This is a genomic window from Streptococcus taoyuanensis (genome assembly GCF_029589235.1).
GTDB lineage: Bacteria > Bacillota > Bacilli > Lactobacillales > Streptococcaceae > Streptococcus > Streptococcus taoyuanensis.
Genome location: NZ_JARQVW010000002.1, coordinates 42,713 through 56,189, shown reverse-complemented (window position 1 = coordinate 56,189; position 13,477 = coordinate 42,713). Strand labels below are relative to the sequence as shown.

General features: G+C 42.5%; 17 protein-coding genes. All 17 read right to left on the bottom strand.

The window, feature by feature from the left end; all coding sequences use genetic code 11:
- Window positions 1-143: 143 nt before the first annotated feature.
- Window positions 144-2,135 carry a methionine--tRNA ligase gene (gene metG / locus P5Y91_RS02165; RefSeq protein WP_155125270.1) on the bottom strand — a complete coding sequence of 664 codons (1,992 nt, stop codon included), beginning with the start codon at window positions 2,133-2,135 and terminating at the stop codon, window positions 144-146.
- 159 nt (window positions 2,136-2,294) lie between these two features.
- Window positions 2,295-2,987, bottom strand: a complete 693-nt coding sequence (locus P5Y91_RS02160) for a phosphoglycerate mutase (RefSeq protein ID WP_003012031.1) — start codon at window positions 2,985-2,987, stop codon at window positions 2,295-2,297.
- A 172-nt stretch (window positions 2,988-3,159) separates the two neighbouring features.
- Complete coding sequence (locus P5Y91_RS02155) at window positions 3,160-3,669, bottom strand: hypothetical protein (protein ID WP_155125269.1); 510 nt, start codon at window positions 3,667-3,669, stop codon at window positions 3,160-3,162.
- 2 nt (window positions 3,670-3,671) lie between these two features.
- Window positions 3,672-4,472, bottom strand: coding sequence for a hypothetical protein (locus tag P5Y91_RS02150; RefSeq protein ID WP_061590925.1), 801 nt, complete (start codon window positions 4,470-4,472; stop codon window positions 3,672-3,674).
- Between the two features lie 45 nt (window positions 4,473-4,517).
- The gene (locus P5Y91_RS02145) at window positions 4,518-4,646 is read right to left on the bottom strand and encodes a hypothetical protein (RefSeq protein WP_275138293.1); all 129 of its coding nucleotides are present in this window, start codon (window positions 4,644-4,646) and stop codon (window positions 4,518-4,520) included.
- A 123-nt stretch (window positions 4,647-4,769) separates the two neighbouring features.
- A complete protein-coding gene (locus tag P5Y91_RS02140; RefSeq protein ID WP_080934814.1) occupies window positions 4,770-5,216 on the bottom strand; it encodes a Fur family transcriptional regulator in 447 nt (148 codons plus the stop codon).
- A gap of 239 nt (window positions 5,217-5,455) precedes the next feature.
- A complete protein-coding gene (locus P5Y91_RS02135) occupies window positions 5,456-5,611 on the bottom strand; it encodes a hypothetical protein (protein WP_173020162.1) in 156 nt (51 codons plus the stop codon).
- Between the two features lie 103 nt (window positions 5,612-5,714).
- Entirely contained in the window at window positions 5,715-5,990 is a 276-nt protein-coding gene (gene hbs, locus P5Y91_RS02130) for a non-specific DNA-binding protein Hbs (protein WP_003006038.1), read from the bottom strand.
- Window positions 5,991-6,100: 110 nt separating this feature from the next.
- Window positions 6,101-6,934 carry a DegV family protein gene (locus tag P5Y91_RS02125; RefSeq protein ID WP_129824396.1) on the bottom strand — a complete coding sequence of 278 codons (834 nt, stop codon included), beginning with the start codon at window positions 6,932-6,934 and terminating at the stop codon, window positions 6,101-6,103.
- An 89-nt stretch (window positions 6,935-7,023) separates the two neighbouring features.
- Window positions 7,024-7,752 (bottom strand): metallophosphoesterase, encoded by a 729-nt coding sequence (locus tag P5Y91_RS02120; protein WP_129824397.1) that lies wholly within the window; start codon window positions 7,750-7,752, stop codon window positions 7,024-7,026.
- 20 nt (window positions 7,753-7,772) lie between these two features.
- Window positions 7,773-9,431: a DNA repair protein RecN gene (gene recN, locus P5Y91_RS02115; protein ID WP_277838846.1), complete on the bottom strand. Its 1,659-nt coding sequence runs from the start codon at window positions 9,429-9,431 to the stop codon at window positions 7,773-7,775.
- Between the two features lie 6 nt (window positions 9,432-9,437).
- Window positions 9,438-9,872 carry an arginine repressor gene (locus P5Y91_RS02110; RefSeq protein ID WP_003006022.1) on the bottom strand — a complete coding sequence of 145 codons (435 nt, stop codon included), beginning with the start codon at window positions 9,870-9,872 and terminating at the stop codon, window positions 9,438-9,440.
- Window positions 9,862-10,680 carry a TlyA family RNA methyltransferase gene (locus tag P5Y91_RS02105; protein ID WP_013903231.1) on the bottom strand — a complete coding sequence of 273 codons (819 nt, stop codon included), beginning with the start codon at window positions 10,678-10,680 and terminating at the stop codon, window positions 9,862-9,864. Before P5Y91_RS02105 ends, P5Y91_RS02110 begins: the two co-directional genes overlap by 11 nt.
- Window positions 10,673-11,548 (bottom strand): polyprenyl synthetase family protein, encoded by an 876-nt coding sequence (locus P5Y91_RS02100; protein WP_277838844.1) that lies wholly within the window; start codon window positions 11,546-11,548, stop codon window positions 10,673-10,675. Before P5Y91_RS02100 ends, P5Y91_RS02105 begins: the two co-directional genes overlap by 8 nt.
- Window positions 11,545-11,757, bottom strand: coding sequence for an exodeoxyribonuclease VII small subunit (locus P5Y91_RS02095; RefSeq protein WP_003006013.1), 213 nt, complete (start codon window positions 11,755-11,757; stop codon window positions 11,545-11,547). The genes P5Y91_RS02100 and P5Y91_RS02095 overlap by 4 nt, the downstream gene beginning before the upstream one ends.
- The gene (gene xseA, locus P5Y91_RS02090) at window positions 11,735-13,075 is read right to left on the bottom strand and encodes an exodeoxyribonuclease VII large subunit (protein ID WP_272144674.1); all 1,341 of its coding nucleotides are present in this window, start codon (window positions 13,073-13,075) and stop codon (window positions 11,735-11,737) included. The genes P5Y91_RS02095 and xseA overlap by 23 nt, the downstream gene beginning before the upstream one ends.
- Before the next feature lie 152 nt (window positions 13,076-13,227).
- A complete protein-coding gene (locus tag P5Y91_RS02085; protein ID WP_070589596.1) occupies window positions 13,228-13,425 on the bottom strand; it encodes a type 2 periplasmic-binding domain-containing protein in 198 nt (65 codons plus the stop codon).
- Window positions 13,426-13,477 lie beyond the last annotated feature (52 nt).

Below are 13,477 nucleotides of genomic sequence, written 5' to 3'. Positions count from 1 at the left end.
TCAGACTCTTTTCTCACTACGGAAGTCTCTATTAACATTCATTACTAATAGAACTCATCTCCCATCCTTGTAAAACGCAATGATGGGAACTATATCGACACAAGAAAAGCACTCCCACGGGAGTGCTTTTCTTCATCTATCGTTTAACCGATGATGCTTCCATTTGGTACAGATGGATCAACAGTTAAGACTGTTAATTGATCTCCGTGTTCTGCGGAAAGAATCATACCTTGGCTGACATATTTCTTCATCATCATACGTGGTTTGAGGTTGGCCACGATTTGTAGTTTCTTGCCGACCAATTCTTGTTCATTCGGATAGAATTTCGCGATACCAGAGAGGATTTGACGGTCTTCGCCATCTCCTGCATCTAAGCGGAAGCGAAGCAATTTATCTGATCCTTCGACGCGTTCCACTTCTTTGACTTCTGCGACACGGATTTCAACCTTGTCAAAGTCTTCAAATTTGATCTCATCTTTTTCAGACTTGAGTTCCACTTCTTCTGGAATCCATTCTTTTTCTTGTGGTTTACCTGCGTTCATTTGAGATTGGATGTAGGCAATTTCTTCTTCCATGTCGAGACGTGGGAAGATTGGAGTTCCTTTGGCAACCACTGTGACATTTTCAGGGAAGCCTGCTAGGGTCAAGTTTTCAAGATCGAAGTCCAAGCCCAAGCCAAGTTGTTCCATGATGGCATTTGAGGTGTTCATCATGAATGGTTGGATCAAGTGAGCCACGACACGAAGGCTAGCTGCCAAGTGAGCCATGACTGCTGCCAATTGTTCCTTGTCACCATCTTCTTTAGCGAGGACCCAAGGCGCTGTCTCATCGATGTACTTGTTGGTCCGAGAGATGATGTTCCATACGGCTTCCAAAGCGCGTGGATAATCCACCGCGTTCATTTGCTTGTGGTATTCAGCGATGTTTTCTTCAACTACCTTAGCCAAATCAGCATCAAATGCAGTGACATTTTCGACATAAGCTGGAACTTGGCCACCAAAGTATTTATTGATCATGGCTACCGTCCGGTTGAGGAGGTTTCCAAGGTCATTAGCCAATTCATAGTTGATGCGAGCCACGTAGTCTTCTGGGGTGAAAGTCCCATCAGAACCAACTGGAAGGCTACGCATGAGGTAGTAACGAAGTGGATCCAAGCCGAAGCGTTCCACCAACATTTCTGGGTAAATGACATTTCCTTTAGACTTAGACATCTTGCCGTCTTTCATGACAAACCAACCATGGGCAATCAAACGTTCTGGCAATTTGATATCCAACATCATGAGAAGGATTGGCCAGTAGATGGAGTGGAAACGAAGGATGTCTTTTCCGACCATGTGGAAGACGGTTCCGTTCCAGAACTTATCAAAGTTTTCATGATCTTCTTGACCGTAACCAAGAGCAGTCACATAGTTGAGAAGGGCATCGATCCATACATAGACCACGTGTTTTGGATTAGATGGAACTGGGACTCCCCAAGTAAAGGTAGTCCGAGATACTGCCAAATCTTCCAAGCCTGGCTCGATAAAGTTTTTCAACATTTCATTGAGACGGCCATCTGGCGTGATGAAGTCTGGTTGGGATTTGAAAAATTCAACCAAGCGGTCTTGGTATTTGCTGAGACGAAGGAAATAAGATTCTTCAGAAACCCATTCTACTTCGTGGCCTGATGGGGCTACCCCACCGATGACCTTGCCATTCTCATCACGGAAAACCTCAGCCAATTGGCTTTCTGTAAAGAACTCTTCATCAGAGACTGAATACCAACCAGAGTATTCACCAAGGTAAATGTCGTCTTGCGCAAGCAAGCGTTCAAAGACTTGTGCCACCACTTTTTCATGGTAGTCGTCTGTCGTACGGATGAATTTATCATATGAGATATCGAGTAATTGCCAGAGTTCTTTCACTCCAACGGCCATCCCATCTACATAAGCTTGTGGCGTAATCCCAGCTTCTTCTGCTTTCTGCTGGATCTTTTGACCATGCTCATCGAGACCAGTCAGGTAGAAAACATCGTAGTTCATCATGCGTTTGTAACGCGCCAAAACGTCACAGGCGATCGTTGTATAAGCTGAACCAATATGCAATTTACCAGATGGGTAATAGATAGGGGTTGTGATGTAGAATGATTTTGTCATTTTCTTTTCCTTTCAGGGCTAATGGAACCCAATTTAGTAACACTCTATTATAACACTTTTAGGGGTTACTGAAAACCCAAAACCAGCTAGGATCTAAGGAAGACAAGCAAAAAAGCTGACCGAAGTCAGCTTTTTTTATGGATAACAAATTATGTTATCTTACTTACCAAGATAGTATTCTTTTACAACGTTCAATTTTTCGTCAAATTCGAATACCAATGGTGGGAAGTTAGGGATTTCCACATCCATGATTTCGTCATCTGACAATTGTTTGATGTGTTTAACAAGAGCACGGATTGAGTTACCGTGTGCTCCTACGAATACGTTTTTACCGTCTTTAAGAGCTGGAGCGATTTTATCTTCCCAGAATGGAAGGGCACGTTCCAAAGTAACTTTCAAGTTTTCAGCATCTGGAATCACTGAATCATCAAGTGAAGCGTAACGACGGTCAGTGTGTGCTGAGTGTTCATCATCACGGTCCATTGCAGGAGGCAATACATCGTAAGAACGACGCCAGATGTGAACTTGTTCATCACCAAATTGTTCAGCAGCTTCTGCTTTGTTTTTACCAGTCAAACCACCGTAGTGACGTTCGTTCAAGCGCCATGATTTTTCAACTGGAACCCACAATTGGTCAGAAGCTTCAAGAGCCAAGTTAGTAGTTTTGATCGCACGTTTCAATACTGAAGTGTAAGCTTGGTCAAATTCGATACCAGCTTCTTTGATCAATTTACCAGCGTCGATCGCTTGTTGTGTACCTTTTTCAGACAAATCAACATCAGCCCAACCAGTGAAAAGGTTAGCTTTGTTCCATTCAGACTCACCGTGGCGAGCAAAAACCAATTTTACCATTAGATGGATCTCCTTTTTATTCTCCGAGGTTCCCCCCGTTTATCTATTCTATTCTACTAGATTTTCAGTGAAAAATCTAGTGGCGACCATAGAAAAGTGCAATTTCTCACAAAAAAGAGCCTGACGGCTCTGGTTTGAAAATGAGGAATGTTTATTCTTACGTTGATACAGCTTATTCTTCTACTTGATTCTTTTCAGTCGAACAATTTCGTTGTTCAATCATTTTTCTGATATCTTTTAAATCACTATACATATGAACCATATAAATAAGCAGACAAAGATAAACACCAAACCCCAAATTATAATAAACTTTTTGAATCGTTAATGAAAATGCAGCATATATCAAAATCACACTACAAGATAAGTAAATCAAAAACGACTGCAGGCTAGCCAAAAATGGATACCCCTTTTTTTCAAAAGAATCATGAATAAAATAGGCTATAACAGGTAAAAGAATTAATAGTATGAGAGAAATAATAAAGTAAGAATTCACCACACCTTTAAATTCTTGCCCCCAAAATACTGAGTTGTTTTTCCGAAATAGAAAAACCTGTGAAGTATCAGAATACGAATAATAATGACCATTCAAAAATGGAAGCCCAACAATTGAAAAAATTAGAATAATATACAATACAAGCTCCCAGATTAAACTAAGATTACTTTCTTGTTTTGTTTCTGACATCTTTAACCCCTTTCCTTAATCACTCTGTCTTCAATATCGACCATATCAAAATCCGAATCTGTCATAGTCCCTAAGACATAAAGACCATTTGGTAAATTCGATTTTTTTACAATCGCTTGTAATTCATCCTTAAAACGGATATGATCCCTTTTCACACCTTTAGGTAATGTCACTTGAACATAGATGACATCATGATCTAAAGCTTCTTTTACCGGAAAACCATACCATCCTCCAAGAACAGTCCGTCCACTCTTCGCTGATTGTTTCTCGTAATCTTCAAGCCAATGTATCCCGCCAGTATAGTTAATATTACTTGAAATACCAAGTTTTAATTCAACCTTCGATCCTTTTAAGATAGAATTTTGATCTATTTTTTTCTTTAATTCCTGCTCCACCTTTTTTCTCTCAGGATTCAATTCTAGGGCTTTTTCAAGAATGGGTACATACGTGCTAGGAGGCTCACTATACATTCCTATTGAATCACCAAGCAATCCAAAACGTCTTTCTTTAGCTACAGGTGGATAATATGGCAAAATGACTTGTTCTAACATCATTTGTTTCTTCAATGGAATAGAGACGACTTTCCCATTAATCCTTTCAGAATAGGTATAATTAGCATTAATCACTAGTTTTGATTCACTTGTAAGCGAAAGGCCCGTGATCCGAACCTCTCCTGAATAATGATTATTCTTGTAGATTTCCTTGATATTTGATTCTAAATTTTTATAAAAACAAATAGTTAAAAGGATAAAAAAACCAACAATGACCAGTAAACTTTTTAGTTTTTCACTCTTTATCTTCATTTTTTATATCTTTCTATAAGTCCTTATCTCACAAACATTGTTACTCTATCCAACTATATGAGGGGCCATTTTCAAGAAAAAGAAAGACCATATAGCACCAATCATAAAAATGGTCACTGCTGCTAAGGCATAGACCTGCCACATCTTCCAAGAAAAATTCTCCAGCTTTTTCATCTCGTTCTCCTATTGTTTGATTTTAAAAGTATATTATATCATGATTTCTCCTATTTTTCCTTCACTATCCTAGTGTGGTTTTACTATACAAAAAAGAGCCTGACGGCTCTGCTTTCTCTCACATTAATTTTTCTGACAGTCGGGGCAAATGCCATAGACGGTCATCTGAGTCTTGGTGATCTGGTAACCACTTTGACTGGCTACTTCTTCGCGAAGATCTGGGACTTCAATGTCCACATCTGCGATACGACCACATTTTTCACATACCACATTCAAATGGTCATGCCCCATGAAATCAAAATAGGTCGTGGTATCATTGCGAACCTTGATCTCAGAGACAACCCCCTCATCAATTAAAACCTTGATATTGTTGTAGACAGTTGCTAGACTCATGCTTGGAAACTGAGGCAATAAATCACGATAGATCTTCTCAGCGCTTGGATGTTCATGACTCGCCACTAAATAGGAAAGAACTGCTCTACGGGTATCAGTAATCCGAATACCCTTGGCACGCAAATTTTGCAAGACTTCTTCCACGCGCTCTTCTTCATGACGATGCAATGCGTTCACTATGATTTCCCCTTTCCAATATGATTAAATCGATTCGTTACCTTTATTATAGCATGTTTCAAAATAAATCACTATTTAGAATGCTTTTAATTAAAAAAATGTCCAGTGGACATTTTTTTCACGAGCTTGAAAACGGAAAAGCGAGTTCATGTCCAGTGGACATTGATTCACGAGCCTGAAAATGGAAGAGCTAAACCCCTGGGAGACATTGAGACATTCACTAATGTCTCTATCCCCTCTCATCCGATCCAACTGGTCATCCAGCGAACGGTTCCTAGGATCATTTTGACCACGATAATCATAAAACAGAATTCCAGTGCGAACCACAGTCCTTTTAGAAGATACAAAATAGGTCGGATAAACAACAAGGCAAAGAGTCCTAAAATGAATCTCATGGTCTTTTCTCTCTCTTTCTTTTTTCCTATTATACCCTTATCCTATAGAGCTGTCCAACAAAAAAGCCACCCTAGAAATCTAGGATGGCTTTTCAAAATGAAATTATTTAACTGCTTCTTTAAGAGCTTTACCAGCTTTGAATGCTGGAACTTTAGAAGCTGCGATTTTGATTTCTTTACCAGTTTGTGGGTTGCGACCTTTACGAGCTGCACGTTCACGAACTTCGAAGTTACCGAAACCGATCAATTGAACTTTTTCACCTTTTGAAAGGTATTCTGAAACTGCTGCGAATACAGCGTCAACAGCTGCTGCTGAATCTTTTTTAGTCAATTCTGTAGCTTCTGCCACTTTTGCGATCAAATCTTGTTTGTTAGCCATTTAACAAATCCTCCAAATTTTTTTAGGCTTTACGCCTTAACAGTACTATAATATCTAAAAAAAGCCTTTAGGTCAAGTACTAAACCTGTTTTTTCAAACATTTATTCAGCTTATTCGTAGCGCACCAAAACTGCAAATGCATTCTCACCTGTATGGGTTTGAATAATCGATCCAGTTTCGAGAACTGGGATAGCATTTTCAACGAACGATTGCAACTGAGCCTTCATTTCATTGGCCCACTCTGGTGTCCCTGCGTAAGAAATCCCGATCTCAGCCACCTTACTATGGGAAAGTTTCTCTACCAATTCATCCAACCATTTCTTAAAGGTCTTGTTTCCACGTCCTTTGACGATTGGTTCCAACTGATGGTCCTTCATTTGCATCACCACACGGATGTTAAGAAGCGAGCTCAAAAGTCCGGTGACACGGCCAATCCGACCACCTTTAACTAGATTTTCCAAGGTAGATACGCCGATATACAACTCTGTCTTTTCTTTGACTTCTTCAATACGACCTAAAACGGTGTCTAGATCTGCTCCTTCTTTAGCCAACTTAGCTGCCTCAACCACTTGAAACTTCATGGCTTGGTCTGTAAAGCCACTATCAATCACAGTTACTTCTGCCCCTGATAAGGTTGCTCCTTGACGAGCCGCCTCTACGGTTCCTGACAAGGCATGAGACATATGAATTGAAACGATATGAGCTCCGTCTGCTGCTAACTTTTCATACACCTCCGCAAAGACTCCAACGGGTGGTTGGCTGGTCTTTGGAAGATTTTTGCTAGACTGCATTAAGCGCAAGAAGTCCCCTTCGCCCAACTCACTGTCGGAATAAAGGACTCCATCCACCATAACAGAAAGTGGCACAATGGTAATGCCATATTCTTCAACCACTTCAGGCTCAATTGTAATAGATGAGTCTGTAACTATTTTAATATTTGCCATATATTTCTATACTCTTCCTAAGAATGTTCTGCTTTCATTATATCAAAAAACACGGGGTTTTGCAGTGAAAGATATTCATTCCTGCTTCCTCAGTCGTCTGCAGCAGAAAAACCTGTATTATGAAGGACATGGTCATGGACAATGCCTTGATCATCCAAGAGCAATCCATGGAGGACTCCTCCAAAGACAGCGCCACCATCGACGCCCATTTTCTGATCTGAAATCCAAAGATTTTCGGTGCCAACTGGCTCATTGAGCAGTCCATAGACCGGTGTATGGCCAAAGACTATCCATTTGCCTGTATGATTCTCCGCTTCATGGAATGGTTTTCGGATCCAGACTTTTTGGTAATCACTGGTTTCCCGCCAATTTTCAAGGGTTAGATCCACACCAGCGTGGACAAAGTAATAGGTCTCTGTCTCGTAGTCAAAGGGTAAACTGCGGATGAAGGCCACCAAGTCAGGAACGACATTTTCTACTGCTTGAGCATCCGCAATGCCATCTACAGGAGCATCGAGCGGCCGGCCTAACAGAGAGTTGATAGTCGTATCGCCACCATTTCTTCGGTAGTGATCATAACGCTCTTCTGGATTGTCCAACCAGGCTAAAAACATGTACTCGTGATTCCCGGAAAGGCAAACAGCTCCGTGATGGTCTACGTAGTCCTTTACGATTTCAATTGATCGTTTGCTGTTTTCGCCTCGATCTATCAAATCCCCTAAAAAGACCAATTGGGCTTTTCCATCCCACTCTGTCATGAGCTCTTCTAGCATTTGTGCTTTTCCATGAATATCTCCGACTACAAAGTATGTTGACATTGTTTCAAACCTTCTTTCTCTTAACGCTTGAGAAGTTGCTCTGCTTGTTGACGGGCAGCTTCCGTTAGATCCTCTCCTGCCAGCATCTTGGCAATTTCTTCGATTCGTTCTTCTCTATTGAGCAAACGAACAGTAGATACAGTTGAGTGTTCATCACTGATTTTCTCAATATAGAATTGATAATCTGCTGCAGCAATGACTTGAGGCAGGTGAGAAATGGCAAGCACTTGGCCATTTTGACCAATCTTGTGAATTTTCGCTGCGATGGCTTGAGCCACGCGCCCAGAGACTCCTGTATCCACCTCGTCAAAGACAATACTGGTTTTTCCTTCTTTTCGAGAAAAAGCCGACTTAATGGCCAACATCAAGCGTGACAATTCTCCGCCGGATGCTACCTTGACAAGGGGTTTAAAATCCTCACCTGGGTTGGTCGAAATGTAAAATTCGACAGCTTCATTTCCCTCACGATTAAACTTAGCCTTGCTAAAACGCACTTGAAAACGCGCCTTGTCCATGTAGAGATCTGCCAATTCTTGCTGGATTTCATTTTCCAAATCTTGAGCTAGGTCATGCCGTTGATCACTCAAATCTTGAGCCAAGGTGACCAAACTCTTTTCTAGACGTTTGAGTTCTTTTTCCAAGTCCTCAGACGAGAGATCACTTCCGGTGAGAAGGCTATATTCTTTGGTGATTTGCGCCAGGTATTCCAATACGTCCTTGACTTGGCCACCATACTTGCGCGTGATGGAGTGGATCAAATCCAAACGAGATTCCACCTGCATGAGGCGATTGCCATCAAACTCCAGACCATCGACCACATCTTCTAAGCGCTTGGTAATATCCTCAAGGGCATAGAAGGTTTCAGATAACTGGCTTGATAGCTCTTTGTAGGTCGGATCATATTCTTCAATGCTTTCCAGATCATTCATGGCTGAGCGAACATTGGAGAGGCTCGAAAATTCTTCTGCATCCAGCATGGTATAGGCGTTGGTTAGGGTATCAGCAATCATCTTGTGATTGAGCAGGCGTTGGCGTTCTTGCTCCAGACGCAGGTCCTCATCCACTTCCAAGGCAGCTGCCTCAATCTCTGCAATTTGAAACTCCAACATCTCAATACGGGCCTTGTTTTCCTGCTGGTTGCGCTGAAGTTCCACTACTTGTTTGCGCAGACGTTTGTAATCTTCAAAGGTTTGACGATAAGCGTCTTTGGTTTGGAAAAAGGCTGCATCCCCAAATTCATCCAGCATAGCGATATGCAATTGAGGCCGCATGAGTTCTTCCTGATCATGCTGGCCATGGATGTCCACCAAATGTTGCCCGACCGCCTTTAAGACAGACAAATTCACCATCTGACCATTGATCCGGCTGACACTTCGTCCATTTTGCAGAATCTCTCGGCGAATGATCAATTCATCGGTCCACTCTAGTCCTTGCTCTTCAAAGAGAGCCGTCAAGTGGCGATTGCTCTCAACGGTGAAGAGCCCTTCGATTTCCGCTTTTGGGGCTCCGTGTCGGATGACATCCGTCGTTGCGCGGCTTCCCAGCATCATGTTCATGGCATCGATAATGATGGATTTCCCTGCACCTGTTTCCCCTGTCAGTACCGTCATTCCCTTTTCAAAATTTAAGGAAATCTCTTCGATAATAGCAAAGTTCTTAATCGAAATTTCTAATAGCATAGGCTCTTACCACCCAAAGATTGATTTGAGGATATTCTCTGCTTCTGGTGCGGAATAAGCAATCAGTAAAATCGTATCATCATCTGCGACAATACTAAAGATATGCTCCTTATAAATCTCCCGCAAGCGACGTTTAACTAAAGGAGCTGTCCCTGGAACCATGGTGAAATTGACATATTCTCCCATGCGACGATGAGACAAGATATTGCTTTCAATCATCCCAATCCCTTGGTGGTGCTTACGTGGCAATTCATAGACATAGGTCATGTCTTTCAGAGGGCGTTTTACGATGCCCAATTCTTTGATATCCCGTGATACTGTCGCTTGGGTTGCTGAGATGCCTTCTTCTTTCAAATGTTCGACGATCTCTTCTTGCGTCCCCACTTCATGATCGCGAATGAAGCGGCGAATTTTTTCTAATCTGATATTCTTACTCTTCATGTTTAAATTCCTTGTGTGCCAGCTCCACAACAGCCTCCAGCTGCTCTGTAGTTGGCTTTGTTTTCTCTTCTTTTTTTTCTAGATACATCAAAAATTCGATGTTGCCATGGCCTCCTTGGATAGGGGAATAATCCACTCCCATTACCGCAAAGCCATGTGTCCCTGCAAAAGCAGCGACCTTTTCAAGAACGGCTAAATGAATCTTAGGATCCTTAATAATCCCATTTTTCCCGATCTGTTCGCGTCCTGCCTCAAACTGAGGTTTGACCAAGGCCACGACTTGTCCATTTTCTGCCAAAATCCGGTGAAGGGCTGGCAGAATCAAGTCCAAGGAAATAAAGCTGACATCGATACTCGCAAAGCTCGGTGTCGCTTCAAAATCATCTGGCTCGGCATAGCGGAAATTGAACTGTTCCATCGAGACCACTCGAGGATCATTGCGCAATTTCCAGGCCAACTGATTGGTCCCGACATCCACCGAAAAGACCTGGCTGGCTCCGTTTTGCAGCATGACATCTGTAAAGCCACCTGTAGAAGCTCCGATATCAATGGCAATTTTACCCTCTACAGATAAACCAAATTGGTTCAGTGCTTTTTCTAATTTAAGACCGCCCCGGCTGACATATTTGAGCTTTTCACCCTTTAATTTCAACTCGGTTGCTTCATCAATTTTTTCACCCGGTTTATCGAAGCGCTCACCATTGATAACGGCAACGACAAGACCGGCCATCACCCCTCTTTTGGCTTGTTCGCGGGTATCAAATAGGCCTTGTTTATAGGCTAATACATCCACTCTTTCCTTAGCCATCTATTCGTAATCCTTCTATTAATTTCTTGATCGCTTGCGGATCAAACTCGCAAGTAGCTGTAATCTGATCCAACAAGTCCTCGCAAGCATCTAATTCTCTTGTCAGCAAAGCTTTTGATTCTTCCAATCCCAACAGGGCTGGATAGGTCGATTTTTCAGCCACTAAGTCCTTTTGAGGGGTCTTCCCCAAAGCTTCAAAATCAGCGATCAAATCCAAAATATCATCCCTCACTTGAAAAGCCAGGCCTAATTTTTTCCCGATTTTTTTTAAAAGCTGAGCAATGTCTGCTTGCAACTCTAAAATCAAACCAGCTGTGATGAAAGGATAGGCAAGGAGGCGTCCTGTCTTATTGGCATGGATAGTCTGCAACTCTGCTAATGTGAGCTGTTTGTGCTCCCCTTCCATATCCAGGACTTGGCCAGCTACCATTCCACGACTACCGGAAGCATCTGACAATTCAAGGATCAAAGAGACCTTGACCGCATCAGGAAGGGCACTGGCAGCAATCATCCCAAAGGGATCAAGAAAAAGCGCATCCCCTGCTAAAATCGCCAGGTCTTCTCCGTATTTCTTATGATTGGTCAATTGCCCCCGACGGTAATCATCATTGTCCATGGCTGGCAAATCATCGTGAATAAGGCTTCCTGTGTGGATCATCTCTAAAGCCCCTGCCACTTGAAAGTGAGCCTCCGTCAATTCCTGTCCAAAGGCCTCTAACAATTCTAGAAGAAGCAAGGGGCGCAGGCGTTTTCCTCCTGCCTGGATCGAATAAAGGACCGACTCCACTAAATGGGGGGCAACAGATTTTTCCTCATAAAAAGAGCGAACTGCTTGCTCTACTCTATTTCGTTTTTCTTCTTGTCTCATGCTAGATCCGCTTCAGTACCATCTGCTTGCATGACCTTGACCAGGGTTTTCTCTGCTTGATCCAAGGTATCTTGCAATTCTTTCGACAACTTCATTCCTTTTTGGAATTCTGTAATGGCTTCTTCTAAAGCCACATCACCACTCTCCAATTTTTGGACGATGGCTTCCAAATCTGCTAAATTTTCTTCAAATTTCTTTTCTTTCGACATGTTTTACCTCTACTTCTAACTGGCCATCTCTCATGATGAGTGACAGCGGGTCCCCTTCTGTTACTTTCGCAACGGAATCTAGGACCTGATCTCCTTCCTTGACCATGGCATAGCCACGCGCAATAATCCGACTGGTATCGAGCATCAAGAGGGCTTCTGATAAGCCTTTCACCTTGATCTTTTGCTCTTTTAGGACTTGTTCCATTCGGTTGGTTAAGATTCTCTTATCTTGGAGCAGGCGGTCCTGGTAGCGCTCGATGCGATGCAAAGGAGACATGGCTTCTAAGCGATGACGCAGACCTTGCAGCTGATTCGCCCCTTGTCCATAAGCATCACGCATTCCTTGTTTCAAACGCAATTGCAACTGGTCAATCTTTTGTAGGTAGCCATCATAGAGTCTTTCAGGCTGTCTAAAAATAACCGATTGACTTAATTTGGCCAAACGTTCACGATTATAGGCCAAGCGATTGGACATGGCTGTTGCCATGCGATTTTCCTGCTTTTGTAAATGGGACAAGAGATCCAATTTGGTCACTGGAGTAGCTAATTCAGCAGCTGCTGTTGGAGTAGCTGCTCGTCGGTCTGCTACGAAATCGGCTAGAGTCGTGTCTGTCTCATGCCCAACACTGGAGATAATCGGAATCCGCGATTCAAAAATGGCTCGCACCACTGCTTCTTCATTAAAGGCCCAAAGATCTTCAATCGAACCACCCCCACGACCGATAATCAAGACATCCAAATCATCCCGTTGGTTAGCCCTTTGAATATTAGCAACCACCTCGCTAGATGCTCCTTCACCTTGAACCTTGGTCGGGTAGAGCACAATCTCTACACCAGGGAAGCGTCGGCTCACCGTTGTGATAATATCGCGAATCACGGCCCCACTTTGACTGGTGATGACCCCGATCTTTCTTGAAAATTGTGGCAGAGCTTGCTTCCATCGATCCTGAAAGAGCCCTTCTTCGGTCAACTTTTTCTTGAGTTGCTCAAATTGGATGGCCAAGGCCCCTACCCCATCTGGCTCAGCCTTTTCAATGACAATGGAATAACTCCCACTTGGCTCATAGAGCTGAATGCGACCAATGACGTTGATCTTCATGCCTTCTTCTAGCTCAAAACCAAAGCTTCGATAAACCCCAGCCCAGACCGTTGCCTGAATGACCGCTTTTTCATCTTTTAATGAAAAATACTGGTGGTTGGGACGTTTTCGGAAATTGGAGACCTGCCCTGTCAGATAAACCCTTTCCAAATAGGGATCCTTATCAAATTTTAATTTCAAATATTTGGTCAAACTTGATACGGATAAATAGTTGGACATAGGAACTCCTTTCTGCAGAATATGATCAAGTTTAATTATACCAAAAAACACCAAAAAAGGCTGGCAGACAAAGCGAAATCATGAATTTCCTTTCTCTACAAGCCTCATTTTATTCAAGTTACCCTCTACTTGTCTGTTTAACACCAGCTTCTTTATTTTTCACACTTCTCTAACCGTTCAATAAAGGAGCTAAGAAGCGCTTGGGGTTCCCCTTCATTTGGATAGGCATAACTAATATAGAAGACTGTTTTTTCCTCTTCAACCAGCGGAATTTTGACAAGATTTGGATATTCTGGGAAGAGAGTCAGATCGGTCATGAGACCAATTCCCAAATTTTCTTCGATGAACACAAATCCTATTTAGGATACAACAAAAAGACAAGTCATAGGACTTGTCTTTTAT